The sequence below is a fragment of the Janthinobacterium sp. TB1-E2 genome (genome assembly GCF_036885605.1).
GTDB lineage: Bacteria > Pseudomonadota > Gammaproteobacteria > Burkholderiales > Burkholderiaceae_D > Janthinobacterium > Janthinobacterium aestuarii.
The window spans coordinates 1065275-1091057 of sequence record NZ_CP142523.1; the positions used below are offsets into that span (position 1 = coordinate 1065275).

Genomic DNA, 25783 nt, shown 5'->3' on the forward strand with positions numbered 1-25783 from the left:
AACACAACGCTTTGTCGGTAGCGCGAAAGCAGTAACCGAATACAGTTCTTTAACAATTAACAGTCGATAAGTGTGGGCATTTGATGTAAGTGCAGCGATGATCTTCGGATTGTCGTAATACTTAAAATATCAAATGTTCACAAGAAATAATGAAATAGGATACTTCTTCGGAAGTAGCCTGTCAGTTTTTTGAGTGAGCAAACACCTCGCAATGCGAGGGGTTTGAACTAGTTAAATAGTTCGACCATGCCGGTAAAACGGCAAAGTAACAGAGATTAAACTGAAGAGTTTGATCCTGGCTCAGATTGAACGCTGGCGGCATGCCTTACACATGCAAGTCGAACGGCAGCACGGAGCTTGCTCTGGTGGCGAGTGGCGAACGGGTGAGTAATATATCGGAACGTACCCTAGAGTGGGGGATAACGTAGCGAAAGTTACGCTAATACCGCATACGATCTAAGGATGAAAGTGGGGGATCGCAAGACCTCATGCTCGTGGAGCGGCCGATATCTGATTAGCTAGTTGGTAGGGTAAAAGCCTACCAAGGCATCGATCAGTAGCTGGTCTGAGAGGACGACCAGCCACACTGGAACTGAGACACGGTCCAGACTCCTACGGGAGGCAGCAGTGGGGAATTTTGGACAATGGGCGAAAGCCTGATCCAGCAATGCCGCGTGAGTGAAGAAGGCCTTCGGGTTGTAAAGCTCTTTTGTCAGGGAAGAAACGGTGAGAGCTAATATCTCTTGCTAATGACGGTACCTGAAGAATAAGCACCGGCTAACTACGTGCCAGCAGCCGCGGTAATACGTAGGGTGCAAGCGTTAATCGGAATTACTGGGCGTAAAGCGTGCGCAGGCGGTTTTGTAAGTCTGATGTGAAATCCCCGGGCTCAACCTGGGAATTGCATTGGAGACTGCAAGGCTAGAATCTGGCAGAGGGGGGTAGAATTCCACGTGTAGCAGTGAAATGCGTAGATATGTGGAGGAACACCGATGGCGAAGGCAGCCCCCTGGGTCAAGATTGACGCTCATGCACGAAAGCGTGGGGAGCAAACAGGATTAGATACCCTGGTAGTCCACGCCCTAAACGATGTCTACTAGTTGTCGGGTCTTAATTGACTTGGTAACGCAGCTAACGCGTGAAGTAGACCGCCTGGGGAGTACGGTCGCAAGATTAAAACTCAAAGGAATTGACGGGGACCCGCACAAGCGGTGGATGATGTGGATTAATTCGATGCAACGCGAAAAACCTTACCTACCCTTGACATGGCTGGAATCCCCGAGAGATTGGGGAGTGCTCGAAAGAGAACCAGTACACAGGTGCTGCATGGCTGTCGTCAGCTCGTGTCGTGAGATGTTGGGTTAAGTCCCGCAACGAGCGCAACCCTTGTCATTAGTTGCTACGAAAGGGCACTCTAATGAGACTGCCGGTGACAAACCGGAGGAAGGTGGGGATGACGTCAAGTCCTCATGGCCCTTATGGGTAGGGCTTCACACGTCATACAATGGTACATACAGAGCGCCGCCAACCCGCGAGGGGGAGCTAATCGCAGAAAGTGTATCGTAGTCCGGATTGTAGTCTGCAACTCGACTGCATGAAGTTGGAATCGCTAGTAATCGCGGATCAGCATGTCGCGGTGAATACGTTCCCGGGTCTTGTACACACCGCCCGTCACACCATGGGAGCGGGTTTTACCAGAAGTAGGTAGCTTAACCGTAAGGAGGGCGCTTACCACGGTAGGATTCGTGACTGGGGTGAAGTCGTAACAAGGTAGCCGTATCGGAAGGTGCGGCTGGATCACCTCCTTTCTAGAGTTTGCACGAATCAGAAATGATTCACGCATCAAATGTTCACACTTATCGGCTGTTAATATAAAGAACAGCATTTGGGGCTGTAGCTCAGCTGGTTAGAGCACCGTGTTGATAACGCGGGGGTCGTTGGTTCGAGTCCAACCAGCCCTACCAGTTTCTGTAGTAAATCTCAGGGGGATTAGCTCAGCTGGGAGAGCACCTGCTTTGCAAGCAGGGGGTCGTCGGTTCGATCCCGTCATCCTCCACCAAAAGTTCAAACGTAAGTTGATCACAACGGTGATTGAATTTAGGTTTGGTCTTTTCGAGACCAAGTGCTGTATGTTCTTTAACAATCTGGAAGAAGTAAAGATTATTTATTGATCGGTTTGCCGTAAAAAGCGAATCGATGGGTAATGATTGTATGTATCAACAAACAAGCAACAACGTTGTACTTTCTTATCCCTGTAGCGCTCTTTGATGACTTCGGTCTTCAGAGGCTAACGTTATAGGGACAAGCGAATAAGTGCACATGGTGGATGCCTTGGCGATTACAGGCGATGAAGGACGTAGTAGCTTGCGATAAGCTGCGGGGAGTGAGCAAACACACTTTGATCCGCAGATTTCCGAATGGGGCAACCCACCCTTTTAGGGTATTGCATACTGAATACATAGGTATGCAAGGCGAACGCGGCGAACTGAAACATCTAAGTAGCTGCAGGAAAAGAAATCAACCGAGATTCCCAAAGTAGCGGCGAGCGAAATGGGAAGAGCCTGTACGTGATAGTCGGACCGATAACAGAATCCTCTGGAAATAGGAGCCATAGCGGGTGATAGCCCCGTATGTGAAATCGGACCGGTGATACTAAGCGTACGACAAGTAGGGCGGGACACGTGACATCCTGTCTGAATATGGGGGGACCATCCTCCAAGGCTAAATACTCGTAATCGACCGATAGTGAACCAGTACCGTGAGGGAAAGGCGAAAAGAACCCCGGAAGGGGAGTGAAATAGATCCTGAAACCGTGTGCATACAAACAGTAGGAGCGGACTTGTTCCGTGACTGCGTACCTTTTGTATAATGGGTCAGCGACTTACATTCAGTGGCAAGGTTAACCGAATAGGGAAGCCGTAGAGAAATCGAGTCCGAATAGGGCGATCAGTCGCTGGGTGTAGACCCGAAACCAAGTGATCTACTCATGGCCAGGATGAAGGTGCGGTAACACGCCCTGGAGGTCCGAACCCACTAATGTTGAAAAATTAGGGGATGAGCTGTGGGTAGGGGTGAAAGGCTAAACAAACTTGGAAATAGCTGGTTCTCTCCGAAAACTATTTAGGTAGTGCCTCAAGTATCACCATCGGGGGTAGAGCACTGTTATGGCTAGGGGGTCATTGCGACTTACCAAACCATTGCAAACTCCGAATACCGATGAGTGCGAGCTTGGGAGACAGACGTCGGGTGCTAACGTCCGGCGTCAAGAGGGAAACAACCCAGACCGCCAGCTAAGGTCCCAAAGATTGGCTAAGTGGAAAACGAAGTGGGAAGGCTAAAACAGTCAGGATGTTGGCTTAGAAGCAGCCATCATTTAAAGAAAGCGTAATAGCTCACTGATCGAGTCGTCCTGCGCGGAAGATGTAACGGGGCTAAGCCAGTCACCGAAGCTGCGGATATCCTTTATTGGATATGGTAGGAGAGCGTTCTGTAAGCCTGCGAAGGTGTCTTGTAAAGGATGCTGGAGGTATCAGAAGTGCGAATGCTGACATGAGTAGCGATAATGGGGGTGAAAAGCCTCCACGCCGTAAGCCCAAGGTTTCCTGTTCAACGTTCATCGGAGCAGGGTGAGTCGGCCCCTAAGGCGAGGCAGAGATGCGTAGCTGATGGGAAGCAGGTTAATATTCCTGCACCGTCGTATGATGCGATGGGGGGACGGATCGCGGAAGGTTGTCTGACTGTTGGAATAGTCAGTTTCTGTCTCATAGAAGGCGCTTAGGCAAATCCGGGCGCAGGATTCAAGGGGATGGGACGAGTGAGCTTGCTCACGAAGCAATCGGAAGTGGTTCCAAGAAAAGCCTCTAAGCTTCAGTCATACGAGACCGTACCGCAAACCGACACAGGTGGGCGAGATGAGTATTCTAAGGCGCTTGAGAGAACTCGGGAGAAGGAACTCGGCAAATTGGTACCGTAACTTCGGGAAAAGGTACGCCCCGGTAGCTTGATTGGTTTACTCCATGAGGGTGAAAGGGTTGCAATAAACTGGTGGCTGCGACTGTTTAATAAAAACACAGCACTCTGCAAACACGAAAGTGGACGTATAGGGTGTGACGCCTGCCCGGTGCTGGAAGATTAAATGATGGGGTGCAAGCTCTTGATTGAAGTCCCAGTAAACGGCGGCCGTAACTATAACGGTCCTAAGGTAGCGAAATTCCTTGTCGGGTAAGTTCCGACCTGCACGAATGGCGTAACGATGGCCACACTGTCTCCTCCCGAGACTCAGCGAAGTTGAAATGTTTGTGATGATGCAATCTACCCGCGGCTAGACGGAAAGACCCCATGAACCTTTACTGTAGCTTTGCATTGGACTTTGAACCAATCTGTGTAGGATAGGTGGGAGGCTTTGAAGCGGGGACGCTAGTTCTCGTGGAGCCAACCTTGAAATACCACCCTGGTTTGTTTGAGGTTCTAACCTTGGTCCGTTATCCGGATCGGGGACAGTGCATGGTAGGCAGTTTGACTGGGGCGGTCTCCTCCTAAAGTGTAACGGAGGAGTTCGAAGGTACGCTAGATACGGTCGGACATCGTGTTGATAGTGCAATGGCATAAGCGTGCTTAACTGCGAGACTGACAAGTCGAGCAGGTACGAAAGTAGGACATAGTGATCCGGTGGTTCTGTATGGAAGGGCCATCGCTCAACGGATAAAAGGTACTCTGGGGATAACAGGCTGATTCCTCCCAAGAGTTCATATCGACGGGGGAGTTTGGCACCTCGATGTCGGCTCATCACATCCTGGGGCTGTAGCCGGTCCCAAGGGTATGGCTGTTCGCCATTTAAAGTGGTACGTGAGCTGGGTTTAAAACGTCGTGAGACAGTTTGGTCCCTATCTGCCGTGGGCGTTGGAAATTTGAAGGGGGCTGCTCCTAGTACGAGAGGACCGGAGTGGACGAACCTCTGGTGTACCGGTTGTCACGCCAGTGGCATTGCCGGGTAGCTAAGTTCGGAAGAGATAACCGCTGAAAGCATCTAAGCGGGAAACTTGCCTTGAGATGAGATTTCCCAGAGCCTTGAGCTCTTTGAAGGGTCGTTCGAGACCAGGACGTTGATAGGCTGGGTGTGGAAGTGCAGTAATGCATTAAGCTAACCAGTACTAATTGCCCGTACGGCTTGTCCCTATAACCTTAGCAGGTGCAGAGGATAAGACGGTACAACGTTGCGTGTGTGTTGATACGACATTCATTACCCCAATCTTTGCTTCTTCCAGATTCAGGCTTTGTCGCTCCATCGAGGACAAATGCCAGTACAAGTTATGCCTGATGACCATAGCAAGTTGGTCCCACCCCTTCCCATCCCGAACAGGACCGTGAAACAACTTTGCGCCGATGATAGTGCTGCAACCAGTGTGAAAGTAGGTTATCGTCAGGCTTGTTATTCGAAAAAACCCCTTCCGGTGATCCGGTTGGGGTTTTTTTACGTCTGGTGGTTTTTGTTGGGCGCTGTCGGCTGACGCGCGCAGCGCTAAGCCGACCTACGTTTATTGGATGGCGGGTAGGTCGGATTAGCGTAGCGTAATCCGACAACATTGTTGACATTCGCGTGGTGATTGCCTGCTACGCGCTTGTGCGTCAAGCCGACCTGGGGTATAATTCGCCTCCTCAGATCAGACGACTTGCTGCCCCGCTGGGAGCAGGTTGTTGAAAAAGTTATGCCTGATGACCATAGCAAGTTGGTACCACCCCTTCCCATCCCGAACAGGACCGTGAAACAACTTTGCGCCGATGATAGTGCTGCAACCAGTGTGAAAGTAGGTTATCGTCAGGCTTGTTATATAAAAAACCCCGCTAGGTGCGGGGTTTTTTTCGTTTGCAGCATTCATCGGATCAGATGCCCCAGGTGATGCTTTCATTTTCCGCCTTGGCCGAGCGCAGCATTTCCATCAGGGGATAGGCGCGCTGCGAGAAATGCACTTTTTGCGCGCGCGCATGGGCACCCGTTTCGCCATCTTCCAGGGTTTCTGGCGTATGCGCGTCGTGTTCGATGTCATTTTCCGGATGCAATTTGCTTTCCGCGACTTCTTTTTCCAGCAGGGCCAGGGCATCGCCCGCTTCGGCTGGCGTGATGACGCCACGCGTGGGGTTCTTGTGCAGAATGTCGAGGATACGCTGGGCATGTTCTTGATACATCAGCACTTCAGGGGAAGATTTGGATTTGAATGAGATCAACATAAGCGCTTTCTGAAACTTGTTGTTAGTGTCGAAACAATATCACGACTTGAAATGTCGCACAGGCCGTCCGTTTGTCCCGGATTGCATATTTGCAAGCCGGATAGGGCCATCTGTTGGACAACGCACGTATTTACAAGAGCTCGCTTATCGTGAAAACACCGGTTTAAGCGATCGTTAAGTCTTAATCCAGTTTCACCGAGTCCATGAAGGTGTCGATGGTGTCACGCGACAGCTTGCTTTCTTCACCGAGAATGATGATCTGGAAGATGCGCTTATCCTGCGCCACAAAACGGCCGACCAGCAAGACAGGCTTGCCTTGCTGCGTGCCTTTGGCCTCAATGCTGAGCGAACTGCGCTGCTGCGTTCCGGCAGCCGTGCTGCTGGCCGCCGAGGCGGATTTTTCGCTGCGCACGGTGCCGTTGATGTTTTTCAGCAGGGCCGTCTGCATGGCGGGCAGGGCTGCTTGCGCCTGTTCTGCGCTGTCGAGCACGGCGCTGCCGATGGCGAAGGTATTGCCATCGACTTCGCTGGCCGTCATGGTCAGGCTGACTTTCTTGCCATCGAGATCGACCTCCCGCGTCAGCACGGCGGGCTTGCCTGGAAACAAGGCCGTGAACTGGGCGTCGGGGCTGCGATAGTCGCGCCAGTCGAACTTCGGGCTGCAGGCGGACAGGACGCTGGCGGCCGCGAGCGTAGCCAGAAAGAGGGCAATTGATGGTTTTTTCATCAGCAGATGGTAGCAGCGCCGCCCATCACGCGCAATCGTGCACGCGTGGCGTTCGCTGGCTGCCTTATATTTCACGCAGCACGCGCCGGTACTGGATCGCTTCGGCGACATGCGCCTGCGTGATGCCGGGGCTGTCCGCCAGGTCCGCGATACTGCGCGCCACGCGCAATACCCGGTGATAGGTGCGCGCCGACCAGTGCAGTCGCGCCATGGCGCCATGCAGCAGCTGTTCACCATGCGTTTCCAGGCGACAATGTTGTTCGATTTCCGTGCTGCTCAGGCGCTGGTTCGCTTTGCCCTGGCGTGCCAGCTGCAGGGCAAAGGCTGCCGCGACCCGCGTGGCGATGGCTTGCGTGCTTTCGCCGGCGCCTGCGTGCCGCCCCAGCGCCGCCGGCGGCATGGCGGCCACTTCAACCTGCAGGTCGATACGGTCGAGTAGCGGACCGGACAGGCGGCTGTGATAACGGAGCACGGCGTCCGGCGTGCAGCGGCAGCGTCCCGAAGCATGGCCCAGATAACCGCAGGGGCAGGGATTCATGGCGGCGATCAACTGGAAGCGAGCAGGAAACTCGGCCTGGCGGGCCGCGCGTGAAATGCTGATCACGCCCGATTCCATGGGCTGGCGCAGCACATCGAGCACCCGGCGCTGGAATTCGGCGATTTCATCGAGAAACAGCACGCCGCAGTGGGCCAGCGAGATTTCTCCCGGGCGCGGCACGTTGCCGCCGCCCACCAGGGCCACGCCGGATGCCGTCTGGTGCGGGGCACGGTAGGGGCGCCGTTTCCAGTGTTCCACCTTGAAGAGGCCGCCCAGCGAATGCACGGCGGCCGATTCCAGCGCCTCTTCGTCGCTCATGGGCGGCAGCACGCCGGGGAAGCGGCTGGCCAGCATGGTCTTGCCCGCGCCCGGCGGCCCCACCATCAGGACGTTATGGCCACCCGCGGCCGCCACTTCCAGTGCGCGGCGCGCCTGCTGCTGTCCTTGCACGTCGGCAAAGTCCGGATACGCAAAATCGGGTACGGCCAGCATGGGCTGGTGGCGTTGCAGGACGGTCCGGCTGGCGTGCGCGGCAAAATGCGCGCAGACCTCGAGCAGGCTGTGGGCAGGATAGATGCAGGCATCGCTGACGAGAGCCGCTTCGTCTGCGTTCGCCTGCGGCAGGATGAAGGCGCGTGGCGCGCCCGGCTGGCTGCGCTGCATGGCAAAGGTCATTGCCAGCGCGCCGCGGATAGGGCGCAACTGGCCCGACAGCGACAGTTCGCCCGCGAATTCGTAGTGGTGTAATTGGTCGCCCGGCAACTGGCCGGACGCGGCCAGGATGCCCAGCGCGATGGGCAGGTCGAAGCGCCCCGATTCCTTGGGCAAGTCCGCCGGCGCCAGATTGGCCGTGATGCGCCGCGCCGGCATTTCAAAGCCGCAGTTTTGCAGCGCGGCACGGACGCGGTCGCGCGATTCCTTCACTTCCGTATCCGGCAGGCCGACAATCGTAAACGAAGGCAAGCCATTGGCAAGGTGGACTTCAACACTTACCTCGGGCGCTTCCATGCCGGCCAGGGCGCGGCTTTTCAGGACGGCCAGACTCATCAGACTCCCCTGTGGCGCGGGCGCGGGCAGGATCAGTCTAGCGCGTGAAACGCCGTCAAGCTTGAGCTATGCCAGCAAGGCCGTCAATAACGGAGCCTTGCTGGCCGCACTTTACGCCTTGGTGTCGTTCAGGCGCGTTTCCAGCTCGATCAGGCGCAGTTCCAGTGCGTCCAGCTTGGCGCGGGTCTTGGCCAGCACTTGCGCCTGGATATCGAATTCCTCGCGCGTGACGAGGTCGAGGCGGGCGAAGCCCTGGGTCATCATCGATTTCACGTTTTTCTCGATATCCTTGGCAGGCGAGTTTTCGATGGCTTGATGGATCTTGCCTTGCAAGTCGTTAAAGAAGGTATTCATGTCCATGGTCAGTCCTTTTATGGTGCGGCCTGTGCATCGCACCATTGCGGTGCACAGCGGCGTTAATCTGGTGCGAAACTGGGCAAATTCACAATGCTTCAGCAGCCCGTACCCGCATGCCCAGAGGCTTGCAGGGTATGTATGGCCGGAAACGCACCTGTCAAGGTGGCAAGAGAGCTGGCACGTATTCTGCTAAAGAAGGTATGAACGCTTTGTGATCTCCAGCCAAGATTTTAAACCTCAACCGCTTTAAAAGTTCAATAAAAGGGAATCGCCATGAAGAATCTGTCCAAGAACATGACTTTAGCTGCAGCGTTGACGCTGGCCATGGCCGCCTTGTGCGGTAGCGCCATGGCCCAGGATGCAGTGGCGGCGCCTGCTGCAGCCGAAGCCGTACCTGATAACGTGGTGAGCTACAACGTGGCGCTGACCAGCGACTACCGTTACCGCGGCATCTCGCAAAGCCGCTTGAAACCGGCCATCAGCGGCGGTGCCGACTATACCCACAACCCGACGGGTTTGTACGTCGGCACCTGGCTGTCGAGCATCAAATGGATCAAGGACGGCGGCGGCGATACCAACCTGGAATGGGACATCTACGGCGGCAAACGGGGCGAGATCAGCAAGGATTTTACCTATGACGTAGGCGGCCTGTACTACTTCTATCCCTCGAATGGGCTGAGCACCAATGCCAACACCTTCGAGCTGTATGGCCAGCTCGGCTATGGCCCGGCCTACATCAAGTACTCGCACTCGACCACCAATCTGTTCGGCGTGGCCGACAGCAAGAACAGCGGCTACCTCGACGTGGGCGCGAATATCGATGTGCACGAAGGCTATCTGCTGAACCTGCATGTGGGCCGCCAGAAAGTCGAGCACAACGATTCCCTCAGCTACACCGATTACAAACTGGGCGTCACCAAGGATTTTGGCATGGCAACAGTCGCCCTGGCCTATGTCAAAGCCAACATCACGTCGCTGGCACCGAATGGCAAGAATCTGGCGAAATCCGGTCTCGTGCTGACCGTATCCAAAACCTTTTAAGCGAGACTGCCATGAAAATGATTACTGCAATCATTAAACCGTTCAAACTGGACGAAGTACGCGAAGCCTTGTCGGCTATCAATGTGCAAGGCATTACCGTTACCGAAGTCAAAGGTTTCGGCCGCCAGAAAGGTCACACGGAACTCTACCGTGGAGCCGAGTATGTCGTCGACTTCTTGCCAAAAACCAAAATCGAAGCGGCCGTCGATGACGCCATTGTCGACCAGGCCATCGAAGCGATCGAAGGTGCCGCGCGTACCGGTAAAATCGGCGATGGCAAGATTTTCGTCTACAACCTGGAACAAGTCATCCGCATCCGTACCGGTGAAACCGGCAACGAAGCGCTCTAAGGGGAATATTGATGCGTAAAAATATAACAAAATTGCTAGCTGGGTTTGCCTGTCTGTGTGCGTTTGGCGTCGCCGCGCCGAGCTTTGCCGATGCCCCCGCCAAGACGGAGGCGGCCACGACTTCGGCCGTCGCCGCTCCCGCCGTCACGCCGGTGCCTGACGCAGCAGCTCCGGCCGCCGCTCCGGCCCCGGCCGCCGCCGCGCCAGCCGCCGCGCCCGTTGCCAACAAGGGCGATACCAGCTTCATGATGATCAGCACCCTGCTGGTGATCCTGATGACCATCCCCGGCCTGGCCCTGTTCTACGGCGGCCTGGTGCGCTCGAAGAACATGCTGTCGGTGCTGATGCAAGTGTTCATGGTGTTCGCGCTGGTCATCGTGCTGTGGTGTATCTACGGCTACTCGATCGCCTTCACGGAAAAAACCGCCTTCTTCGGTGGCTTCGACCGCCTGTTCCTGAACGGTATCTGGGATCCGGCCAAGGGCACGTTTGCCGCCGCCGCCACCTTCAGCAAGGGCGTCGTCATTCCCGAGTTCGTCTTTGTCGCCTTCCAGGGCACGTTTGCCGCCATCACCTGCGCGCTGATCGTCGGCGCCTTTGCCGAGCGCGCCAAGTTTTCCGCCGTGCTGGCCTTCGTCGTGCTGTGGTTCACGTTCGCCTACCTGCCAGCGGCCCACATGGTGTGGTTCTGGACCGGTCCTGACCTGATCACCAACGCCGCCACTTCGGCCAGCGAAGCCCTGAAGGCTGGCTGGATCTGGCAAAAAGGCGCGCTGGACTTCGCCGGCGGCACCGTGGTGCACATCAACGCCGCCGTTGCCGGCCTGGTGGGCGCGATCATGATCGGCAAGCGCGTCGGCTACGGCCGCGAATCGATGGCGCCGCACTCGCTGACGATGACCATGATCGGTGCGTCGCTGCTGTGGGTGGGCTGGTTCGGTTTCAATGCCGGTTCCTCGCTGGAAGCGGGCGACGTGGCTGCGCTGGCCTTCGTCAATACGCTGTTGGCCACTGCCGCCGCTACCCTGTCGTGGGTATTTGGCGAGTGGATCAGCAAAGGCAAGCCATCGATGCTCGGTGGCGCGTCCGGCGCAGTGGCCGGCCTGGTGGCGATCACCCCTGCGGCCGGCTTTGTCGGCCCGATGGGCGGCCTGGTCATCGGCTTGCTGGCCGGTGTCGTCTGCCTGTGGGGCGTGAATGGCTTGAAACGCCTGATCGGCGCCGACGATTCGCTCGACGTGTTCGGCGTGCATGGCGTGGGCGGTATCCTCGGTGCCTTGCTGACGGGCGTGTTTGCTGCACCACAATTGGGCGGCCAGGGCATCTTCGACTATGTCACCAACAAGATGTCGGCGGATCCGTACTCGATCGGCCACCAAGTGTGGGTGCAAGCGCAAGCGGTCGGCACCACCATCCTCTGGTCTGCCATCATTTCCGTCATCGCCTATAAACTGGTCGACATCGTCATCGGCCTGCGCGTACCGGAAGAAGAAGAGCGCGAAGGCCTCGATATCACCAGCCACGGCGAGCAAGCGTATCATGGCTAAATAATCACTATCTGGCATGCCAGCGTCCCGGCGCGGCATGTCCGGTGGAAAAGGCGCCTCATTGAGGTGCCTTTTTTTCGTTGTGGGAATGTAAAAGGTCTTTAAAACAAGGCTTTTGCCCCGATTTGGGGTACTTACACGGTAATATAGTCGGCAGTTCTGTGTGCTTTTTTGAATACTGCACATAATTTAAGGATGTAACTATGGTTCCCCATCTCGTCACGGCCCTGACCGGACCGCTGCTCGACCTCGAAAAAAAGATTCTGGCCGCGACGCCGGCCATTGAGCGCTGGTTTCGCATGGAGTGGCAAGAGCACACGCCGCCCTTCTATTGCTCGGTAGACTTGCGTAACGCCGGCTACAAGCTGGCGCCCGTCGATACCAATCTGTTCCCTGGCGGTTTTCATAACCTGGCCACGGAAATGCTGCCCCTGTCCGTGCAAGCGGCCATGGCCGCCATCGACAAGTATTGCCCGGACGCCCGCAACCTGCTGATCGTGCCGGAATTACACAACACCACGCCGCAGTATCTGCAAAACGTGGCGCGATTGATGCAGATCTTCCGCCAGACGGGGCTGCACGTGCGCTTCGGCTCCTGGTCGCCCGAGATTACCCAGCCGACACCGTTGGCGTTGCCAGATGGCAACATGCTCGTCATCGAGCCCCTCGTGCGCCTGAACAATGGCCGCCGCCTGGGCTTGAAGGATTTCGACCCTTGCACGATTCTGCTGAATAACGACTTGTCGGACGGTATCCCCGATATCTTGCAAAATATTCATGAGCAAAGCCTGTTGCCGCCCTTGCACGCGGGCTGGGCCTTGCGCCGCAAGAGCAACCACTACACGGCCTACGATGAAGTGGTGAAAAAATTCGGCAAGATGATCGATGTCGACCCGTGGATGCTCAACCCCTTCCACGCCAAGTGCAGCGATGTGAATTTCCAGGAAGGCGAGGGCGAAGATGCGCTGGCCGCCAGCGTCGACGTGCTGCTGGCCAAGATCCGCAAGAAATACAAGGAATACGGCATCAAGGAAAAGCCGTTCGTCATCGTCAAGCCCGATGCGGGCACGTATGGCACGGGCATCATGACGGTGCGCGACGCCAGCGAAGTGCGCGACCTGTCGCGCAAGCAGCGCGAAAAAATGTCCATCGTCAAGGATGGCCAGCTGGTGACCGACGTGATCATCCAGGAAGGCGTGCCCACGTTTGAAAGCATCAAGGATGCCGTGGCCGAGCCCGTCGTCTACATGATCGACCGTTACGTGGTGGGCGGCTTCTACCGCGTGCATGCTGAAAAAGGCGTGGACCAGAACCTGAACGCGCCCGGCTCGCAGTACGTGCCGCTGGCGTTTGCCCAGCAGCATGCCGTGCCGGACTTGAAGGCCAAGCCGGGCACGGCCGCGCCGAACCGCTTCTATGTGTACGGCGTGGTGGCGCGCCTGGCCTTGCTGGCCGCGTCGCTGGAAATGGAGCGCACGGACCCGAATCCCGAGGTGTATTGATCCGTTAACGAGACTTGCCGGGCGCGGCGACTACCGCGCCTGGCGATCTCGGCTAGAATCAAGCATTCCTTATCCAGGCTCCCCGATTGGACGCACCATGAAAATTGCATTCCTTGCCGACCCGCTGGCAGGCTTCAAGACTTACAAAGACTCCACTTTCGCCATGATGCGCGAGGCGGCCAAACGCGGCCATGCCGTGTATGCCTTCGAACAGAAGGATATGGCGCTGGAAGAGGGCATCGTCACGGCACGGGTCAAACACATCGAGCTGACCGGCGACGAGCACGACTGGTACAAGGTCGTTTCTACCGAAGAAGTGCGCCTGTCTACCTTGGACGCCATCATCGAGCGCAAGGACCCGCCGTTCGACATGGAATACGTGTACGGCACATATCTGCTGGAACTGGCGGAAAAGCAGGGCGCTTGCGTCTTCAACAAGCCGTCCGCCATCCGCGACAACAATGAAAAGCTGGCCATTGCGCAGTTTTCCGAATTCACGTCGCCGACCCTGGTGACGTCGGACGAAGCGCGCCTGCGCGCCTTCCACGCCAAGCACCAGGATGTCATCTTCAAGCCGCTCGACGGCATGGGCGGCACGGGCATCTTCCGCGTCAAGGCCGATGGCCTGAATTTGGGCGCCATCATCGAGACGCTGACGGACAACGGCGCGCAGACCATCATGGCGCAGCGTTTCATCGCCGACATCGTCAAGGGCGACAAGCGCATCCTCGTCATCGGCGGCAAGCCGGTGCCGTTTTCGCTGGCGCGCATCCCGCAGGCGGGCGAAGTACGGGGCAACCTGGCCGCCGGCGGCACGGGCGTGGCGCAGCCATTGACGGCGCGCGACCTGGAAATCGCAGAAAAGCTGGGCCCGATCCTGGCCGCGCGCGGCCTGATGCTGGTAGGATTGGACGTGATCGGCGACTATCTGACGGAAGTCAATGTCACCAGCCCGACTTGCTTCCAGGAAATCATGCAGCAGACGGGTTTTGACGTGGCGGCCATGTTTGTCGACGCCGTCGAGCATGGCGTTGCGCAAGCGCGGCAGCGCTAGAAGGTGAAATGACTATGGTAGGGATTTTGCTCATGACACATGCACCGCTGGGACAGGCGTTCATCGCCGCCTGCGCGCATGTGTTTCGGGGGCCAACGGAACGGTTTGAAGCCATCGACGTCGTCGCCGACCAGGACCTGATGGAAGTGCAGAAACTGGCGTCGGAAGCCATCTGCCGCCTCGACGACGGTTCCGGCGTACTGGTGATTACCGACGTGAAGGGCGGCACGCCGTCGAACTGCTGCAACAAGCTGGCCGATGCGGGCAGGGTGGAAGTCATCGCCGGCATCAGCCTGCCGATGCTGCTGCGTGCCATCACGTATCGCCGCGACACGCTCGACGTGGTGGTGGAGATGGCGCTGGCCGGTGCGCAAAGCGGCGCCGTGCGCGTCGATAACCGTATTCGCGTGGGCGAGTAGAGAGTGACATGGCCGCCGCCCTGAAGGCGGCGGGTTTTATAGCAGGGCTGGCAACAATGCAGTGCATTCAGGGATAGAGACCATACAAAAATGATTCAAAGAGAACTCGAAATCATCAACAAGCTGGGACTGCACGCACGCGCCTCCGCCAAATTTACCCAGCTCGCCGCCAAGTTCAAGAGCGACGTCTGGCTGACCCGCAACGCGCGCCGCATCAACGCCAAGTCCATCATGGGCGTGATGATGCTGGCCGCCGGCAAGGGCGCGAAAGTGACCCTGGAAGCAGAGGGCGATGATGAGCAGGCATGTGTCGATGCGTTGACCGCCCTGATTAATGACAGGTTTGGCGAAGGCGAGTAATGCCCGCCGAACGCAGCCGCAGCCGCATTCCGACAGGTCAACCCATGGCATCTTTCACGCTCCACGGCATCCCGGTTTCCCGCGGCATCGCCATTGGCCGCGCGCATCTGCTGGCGCCGGCCGCCCTTGACGTCAAACATTACCTGGTCGCCCAGGAACAGATCGAAGCCGAAGTGCAGCGCCTGCAAAGCGCCATCGCCACCGTCCACAAGGAACTGCAAACCCTGTGGAACGAGCTGCCCAAGGATGCGCCCACGGAGCTGGGCGCCTTCATCGACGTGCATGCGCTCATCTTGTCCGACCCGATGATTTCCGAAGCGCCGCTCGACATCATCCGCAAGCGCCATTACAACGCCGAATGGGCGCTGCTGACGCAGATCGATGAATTGTCGGCGCAGTTCGACGAAATCGAAGACCCGTACCTGCGCGAACGCAAGGCCGATATCCAGCAGGTGGCCGAACGCGTCTTGAAAGTCTTGCTGGGCACGGAGCAGCTGCTGCCCAAGGCCGCGGCCGAAGACGAATTGATGGCGCAGATGATCGTTGTCGCCCATGACATCTCGCCGGCCGACATGCTGCAGTTCCGCGACCGCTCCTTCATCGGTTTCATTACCGATGTGGGCGGGCAGAACTCGCACACAGCCATCGTCGCGCGCAGCCTCGATATTCCCGCCGCCGTCGGCATGTCGCAGGCATCGATGCTGATCGACCAGGATGACTGGCTGATCATCGACGGCGATGCCGGCGTGGTCATCGCCAACCCCAGCGCGCTGGTGCTGGAACAGTACCGCGAGCGCCAGGTGGCCATGCAGCGCGCGCGCAAGAAGCTGGGCAAGCTGAAAAAGACGCCGGCTGTGACCAAATGCGGCACGCCCGTCACCCTGCTGGCGAATATCGAATTGCCCGAGGATTGCCCGTTTGCGCTGGAGTCGGGCGCCAGCGGCGTGGGCCTGTTCCGCTCCGAATTCCTGTTCATGGGCCGCGCCCACAAGATTCCCACCGAGGACGAGCAGTTCGAGGCCTACCGCAACACGGTGCAGTCGATGAAGGGCCGCGTGGTGACCATCCGCACGCTCGACATCGGCGCCGACAAGCCGCTCGACCAGGCCGACCATACTGCCCTCAATCCCGCGCTGGGCCTGCGCGCTATCCGTTACTGCCTGGCCGAGCCGCAATTGTTCCTGACGCAGCTGCGCGCCATTTTGCGCGCCTCCGCCTTCGGCAAGGTGCGCATTCTGATCCCGATGCTCGCGCATGCGTTCGAGATCGACCAGTCGCTGGCCATGATCGCGCAAGCGAAGGCCAGCCTGCGCGAGGAGGGCGTCAAGTTCGACGACGAAGTCGAAGTGGGCGCCATGATCGAGATTCCCGCCGCCGCGCTGGCCTTGCCCATGTTCGTCAAGCGCATGGATTTCCTGTCGATCGGCACGAATGATCTGATCCAGTACACTTTGGCCATCGACCGGGTCGACTACGAAGTGGCGCATTTGTACAATCCGCTGCACCCGGCCGTGCTGCAACTGATCTCCATGACGATCGCCGCCGGCCACAAGGCGGGTATCGACGTGGCCGTCTGCGGCGAAATGGCGGGCGACGTGAAGCTCACGCGCCTGTTGCTGGGCATGGGGCTGCGCGAGTTTTCCATGCATCCGGCCCAGCTGTTGGCGGTCAAGCAAGAGATCCTCAACAGCGACCTGGGCCTGATTGCGCCACAAATGCGCAAAATTATGCGTTCCATGGAACCAAATGTGATCGCGGAAGCCGTCCAGCAGCTGCAGCTCATGTAAACTGTCACCTATCAGCATCAGGACACGTCGCGCGCGGCAAGAGGTGTCCTGATGCTAAAGTTGCAGCACCTATCATCGCGGTGCTGCATCGACCATGGCCCGTGGGGCCGCCCCCCTTTTATAAACCGACACACATGTCATCCATTGGAATCGTTTCGCCGCAAACCATGTATTTTGCGCAACCCCTGCAGCTGCAAAGCGGAGCATCGCTGCGGGACTATATGTTGATGTATGAAACCTACGGCACCCTGAACGCCGACAAATCGAACGCGGTGCTGGTCTGCCACGCCCTGAACGCCTCGCACCACGTGGCCGGCGTCTACGCGGACCAAGCGAAGAGCACGGGCTGGTGGGACAATATGGTCGGCCCCGGCAAGCCGCTCGACACGGACAAATTCTTCGTCATCGGCGTCAACAACCTCGGCTCCTGCTTCGGCTCGACGGGCCCCATGCACACCAATCCCGCCACCGGCAAACCGTATGGCGCCGCTTTCCCCGTCGTCACAGTGGAAGACTGGGTCAGCGCGCAAGCGCGGCTGGCCGATGAACTGGGCATCACCGAGTTCGCCGCCGTGATGGGGGGATCCCTGGGCGGCATGCAGGCGCTGGCGTGGAGCATCATGTTCCCCGAGCGCCTGCGCCATTGCGTGGTGATCGCCTCGACGGCCAAGCTGTCGGCGCAAAACATCGCCTTCAATGACGTGGCGCGCCAGGCCATCTTGTCGGATCCCGATTACCATGGCGGCGACTTCTATGCGCACGGCGTGGTGCCGAAGAACGGCTTGCGCGTGGCGCGCATGGTGGGCCATATCACGTATCTGTCGAATGACGACATGGCGGAAAAATTCGGCCGCAAGCTGCGCGATGCGGCGCAGACGGGCGACTACAAGTTCGGCTTCGGCATCGACTTCGAGATCGAATCGTATCTGCGCTACCAGGGCGACAAGTTTTCCGAATACTTCGACGCCAACACGTATTTATTGATCACCAAGGCGCTCGATTATTTCGACCCGGCGCGCGCGCATGGCGGCGACCTGGCCAAGGCCCTGTCGGGCACGAAGGCCAAGTTCTTCCTCGCCTCGTTTTCCACCGACTGGCGTTTTTCGCCCGAGCGCAGCCGCGAAATCGTCGAAGCGCTCGTATGCAACCGCCGCCAGGTCACGTATGCGGAGATCGACGCGCCGCACGGCCACGACGCCTTCCTGCTGGAAGACGCGCGCTACATGAACATGGTGCGCGCCTATTATGGCCAGGTATGGAACGACATCGGGGCGGGTACGCCCGCCGCAGTACAGAACACAGCCGTCCGCCAGGGCGCGAAGGAGACCGTATGACTTTTGACGAATTGAGCGCGCTGCGCCCCGACCTGGCCTTCATCGCCCACTGGGTGCCGAACAACGCGCACGTGCTGGACGTGGGTTGCGGCGAAGGCGTGATGCTGCAGTATCTGCAAAGTGACAAGGAATGCAGCGGTTACGGCATCGAGATCGCCGACGACAAGGTGCTGGCCAGCACCCACCGTGGCGTGAACGTGATTCAGCAGGACATGGAAAAGGGTTTGTCGATTTTTGGCGACAACAGCTTCGACACGGTGCTGTGCCTGTCGTCGCTGCAGATGATGAAGCAGGTCGAGCCGCTGCTGCGCGACATCGTGCGCGTGGGTGCCGAAGCCATCGTGTCCTTCCCCAACTTCGCCTACTGGCCGCACCGCGTGGCGCTGCTCAAGGGCCGCATGCCCGTGTCGAAATCGCTGCCGTACCAGTGGTACGACACGCCGAACGTGCGCTGCGCCACCATCAACGACTTCCGCGAACTGGCCGAGGAATGCGGCCTGGAAGTGATCGAATGCGTGGCCCTGGCCGAAGGCAAGATGGTCTCCGTGCTGCCGAACCTGCGCGGCGACCTGGCCGTCTTCCGCCTGCGTAAAAAAGCGGTGCATTGATGAGCAAAAGCCCGGCGCCTGGCTGGCGTTCCTATGCCAACGGCCGCATGCTGGCCGTGCTGGTGCTGGGCTTCAGTTCCGGCCTGCCCCTGTTCATCCTGCTGTACCTGCTGCAGGCATGGCTGGCCAAGTCGGGCTTGAACGTCAAGGCGCTGGGGCTGTTTGCGCTGGTGCAGTTCCCGTATATCTGGAAATTCCTGTGGGCGCCCCTGATGGACCGCTACCGCATCCTGGGACTGGGACGGCGGCGCGGCTGGATGGCGCTGACGCAAGTGGCGCTGTTCTTTGCCATCGGCGGCATGGGCATGCTGGACCCGCTCACGCAGATCGGCCTGATCGCGGCGGCTGCCGGCGGCGTAGCCTTTCTGTCGGCCAGCCAGGACATCGTCATCGACGCCTACCGGCGCGAAATCCTTGCCGACAACGAGCAGGGCCTGGGCGCCGCCGTCATCGTCAACGCGTATAAAGTGGCGGGCATGGTGCCGGGCGCGCTGTCGTTGATCCTGGCCGACCGCATGCCGTGGCAACCCGTCTTCTGGATCACGGCCACCTTCATGCTGCCGGGGTTTGTCTGCACCCTGCTGATCAAGGAACCCACCGTGTACGGCTCGCCGCCGAAGACCATGCGCGAAGCGATCATTCTGCCGTTCCAGGAATTCATCGCGCGCGATGGTTGGCGTAACGCAATGTGGATCCTTGCCTTCGTACTACTCTACAAAATCGGCGACAGCATGGCCACGGCGCTGGCGACGAAGTTCTATCTGGACCTGGGTTTTTCCATGACGCAGATCGGCCTGGCCGCCAACACCACGGGTTTCTGGGCCAGCCTGGCCGGTGGCGTGGTGGGCGGCATATGGATGCTCAAGCTGGGCATCAACCGGGGCCTGTGGGTGTTTGGCGCGCTGCAGGCGGTCGCCATTCTGGGATTCGCCTGGCTGGCGCAGGTGGGGCCGAACACCATGCTGCTCAGCGCCGTGATCGGTTTTGAAGCCTTTGCCAGCCTGGGCCTGGGTGCGGCCGCCTTTGTCGCGTTCCTGTCGCGCAGCACGGACCCGCGCTACACTGCCACGCAATATGCCTTGTTTTCCAGCCTCAGCGCCGTGCCGCGCACCCTGATCAATGCCTCGGTGGGCTTTCTGGTCGCCGAGCTGGGCTGGTTCTCATTTTTCATCGTGTGCTTCTTCCTGGCCTTCCCGGCCATGATGATGCTGCCTAAAATCGCTCCATGGAGGTCTGCCAATGGCACCAATATCCCTTAAACGTTACGCCGTCCTGGCCAGCCTGTGCGCGGCCACCGCGCTGTCGTCCCTGTCCGCCCACGCCCAGCAGGCGACGGTCCAGGATGGCATCAAGGTACGCCCCCTGTCGACTTCGCGCATCTTTGCCGGCGGCGCCGACTTCAATGAACAATCGAAGCAGCAATATACGCAGCTGGTCAACGAGGCGAAGGAAAAAAATGCGCTGGTGCCCGACAGCGATCCCCAAGTGAAACGCCTGCGTGCCATCGCCCAGCGCATCATCCCGTTCGCCACGCGCTGGAACGAGGCGTCGGCCAACTGGAACTGGCAGGTCAACCTGCTCAATTCCGACCAGGTCAATGCCTTTTGCATGCCGGGCGGGCAGATCGCTTTTTACAGCGGCATCATCACCAAGCTGAATCTGACCGACGACGAAGTGGCCATCGTCATGGGCCATGAAATTTCGCACGCCTTGCGCGAACACTCGCAGGCGCAGGCCGGCAAGGGCAATCTGGCCGCCGTCGGCGCCAAGCTGGCCGGCGCCGGCCTGTCGGCCTGGCTCGGCGTCGATCCGAGCATCACCAGTACCGCCACGAATATGGCGGCGCAGGGCGTGATGCTGAAGTTTTCGCGCGACGACGAGCGCGAGGCAGACCTGATCGGCATGGACCTGGCCGCGCGCGCCGGCTTCGACCCGCGCGCCGGCGTCATCCTGTGGCAGAAGATGGCCGCCGTGAGCAAGGGCGCGCCGCCGGAATTCCTCTCGACGCACCCGTCGGGCAAGGACCGGATCTCGCAGATGAACAGCCACATGGCGCAAGTGCTGCCGCTGTACGCGCGCAGCAAGGGCGTCAGCGTCGACGCTTTGCCGCCTTACCGCAGCAACGCCATCGCGCAGCGCTAGGATGCCGGCCCGTCACGCCGCCGCCCCCTTGCCCATGCGCGACGGCGTGGCGCCCAGCTATCTGTGGCTGCCCGAAGGGCAGTGGCCGGACATGCTGTCCTTCCTGCTCGAGCGCTATCCGCAGATCAGCGCCGCGCAATGGCTGGACCGCATGGCGCGCGGCGAAGTGGTCGATGGTGACGGCGCCGTGCTGGGCCCCGGCAGCGCGTACAAGCGTGGCATGCGCATTTTTTACTACCGCGAGCTGGAACGCGAAACGCCGATCCCCTTCCACGAAGAGATCCTGTTCCAGGACGAACACCTGGTGGTGGTCGACAAGCCGCACTTCCTGCCCATGACGCCGGCCGGGCGCTTCGTGCAGGAGACCTTGCTGACGCGCCTGAAGAAAAAGCTGGACTGCGCCGAGCTGACGCCGATCCACCGCCTGGACCGCGAGACGGCCGGCGTGGTGATTTTTTCGCGCCAGGTAGCCAGCCGCGGCGCTTATCAGTCGCTGTTCCAGCGCCGCGAAGTGCGCAAGACGTATGAGGCGCTGGCGCCTGTGCTGGCGGGGCGCGATTTTCCATTTACCTACCGCAGCCGCATGGTCGAGGGCGCGCAGTTTTTCCTCATGCGCGAGGAAGCGGGCGAGCCGAATTCGGAAACCATCATCGAGATGATCGAAGAGCGCGGCGGTGTGGCCCTGTACCGGCTGCAGCCGCACACGGGCCGCAAGCACCAGCTGCGCGTGCACCTGGCCGCGCTGGGCATCCCCATCGTCAACGATGCGTTTTATCCCGTGGCCCTGCCGTGCAAGGAAGACGACATGTCGCAGCCCTTGCAACTGCTGGCGCGGGCCATCGATTTCACGGACCCGCTAACGGGCGAGATGCGCCATTTCGAAAGCCGGCGCATGCTCGGGTAATCCGACGCCACCACTGGCGACGCCAACAATGTTGTCGGATTACGGCCCTGCGGCCCTCGGCGACCCCACCTGATCCGACCTGCGGCTGTTTGTGCCCGGGTGGCGATGTCGGAGCAACGTAGGTCGGGTTAGCGCGAAGCGCGTAAGCCGACATTGCCAATGACGCGCCAACGATGTTGTCGGATTACGGCCCTGCGGACCTAATCCGACCTACGGCAGATTAAGATTAGGGTAGGTCGGCTTAGCGCGCAGCGCGTAAGCCGACACCACCCGCGACGTGTCAAAGATCAGCCCTTGATCGTGTAATCGATGATCAACGGCGCGTGGTCGGAAAAACGCTCATCCTTGTAGACGCTGACCGTATGCGCCTGGGCCGCGATGCCGGGGGTGGCGACGTGGTAGTCGATGCGCCAGCCCACGTTTTTCGCGTAGGCTTGTCCGCGGTTGCTCCACCACGTGTACTGGTCTTCGCGCTTGTCCAGGCCGCGGTGCACGTCGACAAAGCCCACTTCGTCGAAGACGCGCGTCAGCCATGCGCGTTCCTCTGGCAGGAAACCGGAATTCTTCTTGTTGCCCTTCCAGTTCTTCAAGTCGATTTCATGGTGGGCGATGTTCCAGTCGCCGCAGATGACCACTTCGCGTCCCAGCGCCTTCAATTCGAGTAAATGCGGCAGGAACAGTTCCATGAAGCGGAACTTGGCTTCCTGGCGTTCGGGGCCGGACGAACCGGACGGGCAGTACACGGAAATGACGGAGAGGTTGCCAAAATCGCAGCGCACGTAGCGGCCTTCGGCATCGAATTCAGGGCTGCCGAAACCGATATGCACGGCGTCCGGTTCGACCTTGCTATACACGCCCGTGCCCGAATAGCCTTTTTTCTCGGCATAGTGGAAATGGCCATGGTAGCCGTGCGGGTTGAGGAATTCCGGCGTCATGTCGGGCAGCTGCGCCTTCAATTCCTGCACGCAGATGAAATCGGCCGTCTGCGTGCCCATCCAGTTGAAAAAGCCTTTTTTGGCGGCGGAACGGATACCGTTCAGATTGGCGGAAATAATTTTTGGCATAGGTCGAGAGTGAAAAGGGCGTTGTACGGGGCCGGCGGGCGCGGCATGGCGATTGTCTCGCCGGTGCGCGCGGATTAAAATACAGGCACTTTTAAAAAATGAGGCTAATGTGAATAATTTACGCCAGCAGTTTATCGCGTTTTCAGTATCCAAGGGAGTCTTGCGGTTTGGCGAGTTCACGACCAAGGCCGGACGTCAGTCGCCGTACTTCTTCAATGCGGGCCTGTTCCATGACGGCGCCACCCTGGCCGAGCTGGCGCAGTTCTACGCGCAGACCCTGCTCGACTCGGGCGTGGAATTCGACATGCTGTTCGGCCCCGCCTACAAGGGCATCACGCTGGCGTCGGCCACCGCCGTGGCACTGGCCGGCAAGGGCCGCAACACCTCGTTCGCCTTCAACCGCAAGGAAGCCAAGGACCATGGCGAAGGCGGCACCATCGTCGGCGCCAAGCTGCATGGCAAAGTCGTCATCATTGACGATGTGATCTCGGCGGGCACTTCGGTGCGCGAATCGGTGGACATGATACGTGCCGCCGGCGCCGAACCATGCGCCGTGCTGATCGCCCTGGACCGCATGGAGCGTTCCGGCCCGGACGGCCAGCTGTCGCCAAGTTCGGCCGTGCAGGAAGTGTCGAAACAGTATGGCATTCCCGTCATCTCGATCGGCAACCTGGACGATCTGTTCGGCTACCTGAATGGCGCGGGCGCTGATCCGGAACTGCTGAAATATAAAGAAGCCGTCTCCGCATACCGCAATCGGTATGGTATTTAAGTAGTTCTCTCCAGCAGCGCCCGCAGCCGCGGGTCGCTGCAGGCAGTGGCAGCTTGCGGGTGGCATTGCAACAGCCGCCGCAACAGTGCGCCGCCGATGCCGCGCCGGCGGAATGGCGGTTTCACGAACAGCATGTTCACCGTCACTTCATCGGCGTGTCGGCTGATGTCGAGCATGGCCACCTGCTGGCCGTCGATCCACGCGCACAGCGCGCTGTCTCCTTGCCAGTCGATCTGCATCACGCCATCCATGGTTTGACCGCCGCATGCAAGCCCAGGGCGAACAGCCCCGCAAAAAAGCACCGCTTGAATACCTGCTGCGCGATGCGTCCGCGTAGCCATTGACCGGCCAGCATGCCGGCCAGCGCGGGCAGCAGCGCATACGCGGAAGCGCCGGCCGCACCGAGGCTGAAGTCGCCGTGCAGGGCCAGGCTGGCCGCCAGCGCCACGGTCGATGCCGTAAACGCCAGGCCCAGGGCCTGCACCAGCGCATCGCGCGCCAGCCCCAGTCCCTGCAGATACGGCACGGCGGGGATGACGAAGACGCCCGTGGCGGCCGTCACCAGTCCCGTCACGGCGCCCGCCACGGGCCCCAGCCACGCTTCGTGCCGCGCCGGCACGCGCAACTGCGGCGATAACAATCCCGCCAGCGCATACAGCATCAGCGCCACGCCCAGCGCGACGACGGCCCAGGCGCCGCTGTCTTGCGGCAGCAACGCGCCGCCCGCCAGAGTGCCGGCCATGACGGCGGCCAGCATGGGCCACAAACGGTGCAGCAGGGCGCGCAGGCCGGGGCCGGCCGCCAGCTGCCAGACATTCGTCACCATCGATGGCACGATCAGCAGGGCGGCCGCCTGCACGGGCGGCATGACAAGGCTGAGCGTGCCCATGGCCACCGTCGGCAAGCCCAATCCGACTACGCCCTTGACGAAGCCAGCGGCGAGGAAGCTGGCGCCGACGGCCAGCAGGAATGAGGTCTCCATCTTTTTTATCCACAGTGAACTGCGTGGATTCTGCGCTTGCCAGACACTTTCGCCAAGGCGGATTATTTTGAGTCAGCCTTAGTCAAATACGAAGGCTGGTAAGATGGCGAAAAGGAGAGCCGCCATGCGCTTTGATCTCGTCGATTTGCAGCTGTTTGTCAACGTGGTGGAGGCGGGCAGCCTGACGGCGGGCGCCGCGCGCAGCCACCTGGCATTGGCGTCGAGCAGTGCGCGCGTGCGCGGCATGGAAGAGATGCTGGGCATGCCCTTGCTGCTGCGCGGGCGGCGCGGTGTGGAGCCGACACCCGTGGGCCAGACCTTGCTCCATCACGCGCGCCTGGTGCTGCTGCAAATGGAGAAAATGCGCGGCGAACTTGGCGAATTTGCGCGCGGCTTGAAAGGGCAGTTGCGCCTGTTGTGCAATACGGCCGCGCTCAGCGAATTTTTGCCCGAGGCGCTGGGCGCTTTTCTCGACCGCCATCCGAACCTGACCATCGACCTGGAAGAGCGCCTCAGTTACGATATCGTCAAGGCCGTCTCGGAAGGGCTGGCCGACATGGGCATCGTGTCCGACTCGGTCGACATGCGCGGCTTGCAGACGTTTTTGTTCCGCCCCGACCGGCTGGTGGTCATCGCGGCGGCCGACGGCGTGCACCACCGCGCGCTGGGCCAGGATGGCGTGGTCGACTTTGCCAGCGTGCTCGATCACGATTTCATCGGTCTGGCCGACGACAGCGCGATGCAGCAATACCTGGGCATGCATGCGGCGCGCCTGGGGCGCCCATTGAAGGTGCGCGTGCGCCTGCGCAGCTTCGATGCCGTCTGCCGTATGGTGGCCAGCGGCGTGGGCATCAGCGTGGTGCCGCTGGCGGCGGCCAGCCGCTGCCAGCAGACGATGGCGCTGCGCTGCCTGGAATTATCCGATCCCTGGTCGGTACGCAATCTCACGATCTGCGTGCGCCAGTTCAGTGAATTACCCCTGTATGCGCGCCAGTTGATCGATCATCTGAAGGCGTGACAGGG

General features: G+C 59.5%; 22 protein-coding genes, 2 tRNA genes and 4 rRNA genes. 21 read left to right on the forward strand and 7 right to left on the reverse strand.

Annotated elements, in window-relative coordinates; translation table 11 throughout:
* Window positions 1-277: 277 nt before the first annotated feature.
* The 6 genes from OPV09_RS04795 to rrf (OPV09_RS04820) all read left to right on the forward strand — a co-directional run bounded on the left by OPV09_RS04795 (window position 278) and on the right by rrf (OPV09_RS04820) (window position 5821).
* Window positions 278-1808 (forward strand): 16S ribosomal RNA (locus OPV09_RS04795).
* Between the two features lie 79 nt (window positions 1809-1887).
* Window positions 1888-1964, forward strand: a tRNA-Ile gene (locus OPV09_RS04800).
* Window positions 1965-1983: 19 nt separating this feature from the next.
* A tRNA-Ala gene (locus tag OPV09_RS04805) sits at window positions 1984-2059 on the forward strand.
* Window positions 2060-2299: 240 nt separating this feature from the next.
* Window positions 2300-5175, forward strand: a 23S ribosomal RNA gene (locus OPV09_RS04810).
* A 137-nt stretch (window positions 5176-5312) separates the two neighbouring features.
* Window positions 5313-5425, forward strand: a 5S ribosomal RNA gene (gene rrf, locus OPV09_RS04815).
* A gap of 283 nt (window positions 5426-5708) precedes the next feature.
* Window positions 5709-5821, forward strand: a 5S ribosomal RNA gene (gene rrf, locus OPV09_RS04820).
* The 16S, 23S and 5S rRNA genes sit together here with 2 tRNA genes alongside, the layout of an rRNA operon.
* Before the next feature lie 59 nt (window positions 5822-5880).
* Here the strand turns inward: rrf (OPV09_RS04820) and OPV09_RS04825 are convergent.
* The 4 genes from OPV09_RS04825 to OPV09_RS04840 all read right to left on the reverse strand — a co-directional run bounded on the left by OPV09_RS04825 (window position 5881) and on the right by OPV09_RS04840 (window position 8897).
* Window positions 5881-6225 (reverse strand): DUF1840 domain-containing protein, encoded by a 345-nt coding sequence (locus OPV09_RS04825; protein WP_034749443.1) that lies wholly within the window; start codon window positions 6223-6225, stop codon window positions 5881-5883.
* Window positions 6226-6406: 181 nt separating this feature from the next.
* On the reverse strand, window positions 6407-6952 hold the full coding sequence (locus OPV09_RS04830; RefSeq protein ID WP_219330374.1) for a hypothetical protein: 546 nt from the start codon (window positions 6950-6952) through the stop codon (window positions 6407-6409).
* A 64-nt stretch (window positions 6953-7016) separates the two neighbouring features.
* Window positions 7017-8537 carry a YifB family Mg chelatase-like AAA ATPase gene (locus OPV09_RS04835; RefSeq protein WP_319993454.1) on the reverse strand — a complete coding sequence of 507 codons (1521 nt, stop codon included), beginning with the start codon at window positions 8535-8537 and terminating at the stop codon, window positions 7017-7019.
* A 111-nt stretch (window positions 8538-8648) separates the two neighbouring features.
* Window positions 8649-8897, reverse strand: coding sequence for an accessory factor UbiK family protein (locus OPV09_RS04840; protein ID WP_034749434.1), 249 nt, complete (start codon window positions 8895-8897; stop codon window positions 8649-8651).
* 270 nt (window positions 8898-9167) lie between these two features.
* On the opposite strand from OPV09_RS04840, the gene OPV09_RS04845 reads away from it, so the two are divergent.
* The 13 genes from OPV09_RS04845 (at window position 9168) to OPV09_RS04905 (ending at window position 21942) form a co-directional block, all read left to right on the forward strand.
* On the forward strand, window positions 9168-9935 hold the full coding sequence (locus OPV09_RS04845; protein ID WP_034749431.1) for a TorF family putative porin: 768 nt from the start codon (window positions 9168-9170) through the stop codon (window positions 9933-9935).
* Between the two features lie 11 nt (window positions 9936-9946).
* Window positions 9947-10285, forward strand: coding sequence for a P-II family nitrogen regulator (locus OPV09_RS04850; protein ID WP_010393464.1), 339 nt, complete (start codon window positions 9947-9949; stop codon window positions 10283-10285).
* 11 nt (window positions 10286-10296) lie between these two features.
* Window positions 10297-11832, forward strand: a complete 1536-nt coding sequence (locus OPV09_RS04855; protein ID WP_034749427.1) for an ammonium transporter — start codon at window positions 10297-10299, stop codon at window positions 11830-11832.
* A gap of 203 nt (window positions 11833-12035) precedes the next feature.
* Window positions 12036-13334, forward strand: a complete 1299-nt coding sequence (gshA, locus tag OPV09_RS04860; RefSeq protein WP_034749425.1) for a glutamate--cysteine ligase — start codon at window positions 12036-12038, stop codon at window positions 13332-13334.
* A 97-nt stretch (window positions 13335-13431) separates the two neighbouring features.
* Entirely contained in the window at window positions 13432-14388 is a 957-nt protein-coding gene (gene gshB / locus OPV09_RS04865) for a glutathione synthase (protein WP_338680730.1), read from the forward strand.
* Window positions 14389-14402: 14 nt separating this feature from the next.
* Window positions 14403-14807 (forward strand): PTS sugar transporter subunit IIA, encoded by a 405-nt coding sequence (locus tag OPV09_RS04870; protein WP_070301592.1) that lies wholly within the window; start codon window positions 14403-14405, stop codon window positions 14805-14807.
* Window positions 14808-14897: 90 nt separating this feature from the next.
* On the forward strand, window positions 14898-15167 hold the full coding sequence (locus OPV09_RS04875; protein WP_034749416.1) for an HPr family phosphocarrier protein: 270 nt from the start codon (window positions 14898-14900) through the stop codon (window positions 15165-15167).
* 44 nt (window positions 15168-15211) lie between these two features.
* Window positions 15212-16954: a phosphoenolpyruvate--protein phosphotransferase gene (gene ptsP / locus OPV09_RS04880; protein ID WP_034749571.1), complete on the forward strand. Its 1743-nt coding sequence runs from the start codon at window positions 15212-15214 to the stop codon at window positions 16952-16954.
* 134 nt (window positions 16955-17088) lie between these two features.
* Window positions 17089-18288, forward strand: a complete 1200-nt coding sequence (gene metX, locus OPV09_RS04885) for a homoserine O-succinyltransferase MetX (protein WP_338680734.1) — start codon at window positions 17089-17091, stop codon at window positions 18286-18288.
* On the forward strand, window positions 18285-18896 hold the full coding sequence (metW, locus tag OPV09_RS04890) for a methionine biosynthesis protein MetW (protein ID WP_338680736.1): 612 nt from the start codon (window positions 18285-18287) through the stop codon (window positions 18894-18896). The genes metX and metW overlap by 4 nt, the downstream gene beginning before the upstream one ends.
* The gene (locus tag OPV09_RS04895; RefSeq protein WP_338680737.1) at window positions 18896-20155 is read left to right on the forward strand and encodes an AmpG family muropeptide MFS transporter; all 1260 of its coding nucleotides are present in this window, start codon (window positions 18896-18898) and stop codon (window positions 20153-20155) included. Before metW ends, OPV09_RS04895 begins: the two co-directional genes overlap by 1 nt.
* Window positions 20136-21038 (forward strand): M48 family metallopeptidase, encoded by a 903-nt coding sequence (locus OPV09_RS04900; RefSeq protein WP_034749404.1) that lies wholly within the window; start codon window positions 20136-20138, stop codon window positions 21036-21038. The genes OPV09_RS04895 and OPV09_RS04900 overlap by 20 nt, the downstream gene beginning before the upstream one ends.
* Before the next feature lies 1 nt (window position 21039).
* Complete coding sequence (locus OPV09_RS04905; RefSeq protein ID WP_338680738.1) at window positions 21040-21942, forward strand: pseudouridine synthase; 903 nt, start codon at window positions 21040-21042, stop codon at window positions 21940-21942.
* 287 nt (window positions 21943-22229) lie between these two features.
* Here the strand turns inward: OPV09_RS04905 and OPV09_RS04910 are convergent, their stop codons facing one another.
* Window positions 22230-23006 carry an exodeoxyribonuclease III gene (locus OPV09_RS04910; RefSeq protein WP_034749399.1) on the reverse strand — a complete coding sequence of 259 codons (777 nt, stop codon included), beginning with the start codon at window positions 23004-23006 and terminating at the stop codon, window positions 22230-22232.
* A gap of 109 nt (window positions 23007-23115) precedes the next feature.
* Here OPV09_RS04910 and pyrE point away from each other — a divergent pair, with 109 nt between their 5' ends.
* Window positions 23116-23778 (forward strand): orotate phosphoribosyltransferase, encoded by a 663-nt coding sequence (gene pyrE / locus OPV09_RS04915; RefSeq protein WP_010393161.1) that lies wholly within the window; start codon window positions 23116-23118, stop codon window positions 23776-23778.
* On the opposite strand, the gene OPV09_RS04920 is transcribed toward pyrE, so the two are convergent.
* Both OPV09_RS04920 and OPV09_RS04925 read right to left on the reverse strand, forming a co-directional pair.
* The gene (locus OPV09_RS04920) at window positions 23775-24017 is read right to left on the reverse strand and encodes a GNAT family N-acetyltransferase (protein ID WP_157808878.1); all 243 of its coding nucleotides are present in this window, start codon (window positions 24015-24017) and stop codon (window positions 23775-23777) included. The genes pyrE and OPV09_RS04920 overlap by 4 nt on opposite strands.
* Window positions 24017-24760 carry a sulfite exporter TauE/SafE family protein gene (locus tag OPV09_RS04925; RefSeq protein WP_338680739.1) on the reverse strand — a complete coding sequence of 248 codons (744 nt, stop codon included), beginning with the start codon at window positions 24758-24760 and terminating at the stop codon, window positions 24017-24019. The genes OPV09_RS04920 and OPV09_RS04925 overlap by 1 nt, the downstream gene beginning before the upstream one ends.
* A 124-nt stretch (window positions 24761-24884) precedes the next feature.
* Between OPV09_RS04925 and OPV09_RS04930 the strand changes: the two genes are divergently transcribed.
* Window positions 24885-25778 (forward strand): LysR substrate-binding domain-containing protein, encoded by an 894-nt coding sequence (locus OPV09_RS04930; RefSeq protein WP_034749390.1) that lies wholly within the window; start codon window positions 24885-24887, stop codon window positions 25776-25778.
* Window positions 25779-25783 lie beyond the last annotated feature (5 nt).

Bases quoted from the DNA above. Each gene is read 5' to 3' on its own strand.
- OPV09_RS04825 (WP_034749443.1), bottom strand. From the start codon at position 6,225: ATGTTGATCTCATTCAAATCCAAATCTTCCCCTGAAGTGCTGATGTAT.
- OPV09_RS04830 (WP_219330374.1), bottom strand. From the start codon at position 6,952: ATGAAAAAACCATCAATTGCCCTCTTTCTGGCTACGCTCGCGGCCGCC.
- OPV09_RS04835 (WP_319993454.1), bottom strand. From the start codon at position 8,537: ATGAGTCTGGCCGTCCTGAAAAGCCGCGCCCTGGCCGGCATGGAAGCG.
- OPV09_RS04840 (WP_034749434.1), bottom strand. From the start codon at position 8,897: ATGGACATGAATACCTTCTTTAACGACTTGCAAGGCAAGATCCATCAA.
- OPV09_RS04845 (WP_034749431.1), top strand. From the start codon at position 9,168: ATGAAGAATCTGTCCAAGAACATGACTTTAGCTGCAGCGTTGACGCTG.
- OPV09_RS04850 (WP_010393464.1), top strand. From the start codon at position 9,947: ATGAAAATGATTACTGCAATCATTAAACCGTTCAAACTGGACGAAGTA.
- OPV09_RS04855 (WP_034749427.1), top strand. From the start codon at position 10,297: ATGCGTAAAAATATAACAAAATTGCTAGCTGGGTTTGCCTGTCTGTGT.
- gshA (WP_034749425.1), top strand. From the start codon at position 12,036: ATGGTTCCCCATCTCGTCACGGCCCTGACCGGACCGCTGCTCGACCTC.
- gshB (WP_338680730.1), top strand. From the start codon at position 13,432: ATGAAAATTGCATTCCTTGCCGACCCGCTGGCAGGCTTCAAGACTTAC.
- OPV09_RS04870 (WP_070301592.1), top strand. From the start codon at position 14,403: ATGGTAGGGATTTTGCTCATGACACATGCACCGCTGGGACAGGCGTTC.
- OPV09_RS04875 (WP_034749416.1), top strand. From the start codon at position 14,898: ATGATTCAAAGAGAACTCGAAATCATCAACAAGCTGGGACTGCACGCA.
- ptsP (WP_034749571.1), top strand. From the start codon at position 15,212: ATGGCATCTTTCACGCTCCACGGCATCCCGGTTTCCCGCGGCATCGCC.
- metX (WP_338680734.1), top strand. From the start codon at position 17,089: ATGTCATCCATTGGAATCGTTTCGCCGCAAACCATGTATTTTGCGCAA.
- metW (WP_338680736.1), top strand. From the start codon at position 18,285: ATGACTTTTGACGAATTGAGCGCGCTGCGCCCCGACCTGGCCTTCATC.
- OPV09_RS04895 (WP_338680737.1), top strand. From the start codon at position 18,896: ATGAGCAAAAGCCCGGCGCCTGGCTGGCGTTCCTATGCCAACGGCCGC.
- OPV09_RS04900 (WP_034749404.1), top strand. From the start codon at position 20,136: ATGGCACCAATATCCCTTAAACGTTACGCCGTCCTGGCCAGCCTGTGC.
- OPV09_RS04905 (WP_338680738.1), top strand. From the start codon at position 21,040: ATGCCGGCCCGTCACGCCGCCGCCCCCTTGCCCATGCGCGACGGCGTG.
- OPV09_RS04910 (WP_034749399.1), bottom strand. From the start codon at position 23,006: ATGCCAAAAATTATTTCCGCCAATCTGAACGGTATCCGTTCCGCCGCC.
- OPV09_RS04920 (WP_157808878.1), bottom strand. From the start codon at position 24,017: ATGCAGATCGACTGGCAAGGAGACAGCGCGCTGTGCGCGTGGATCGAC.
- OPV09_RS04925 (WP_338680739.1), bottom strand. From the start codon at position 24,760: ATGGAGACCTCATTCCTGCTGGCCGTCGGCGCCAGCTTCCTCGCCGCT.
- OPV09_RS04930 (WP_034749390.1), top strand. From the start codon at position 24,885: ATGCGCTTTGATCTCGTCGATTTGCAGCTGTTTGTCAACGTGGTGGAG.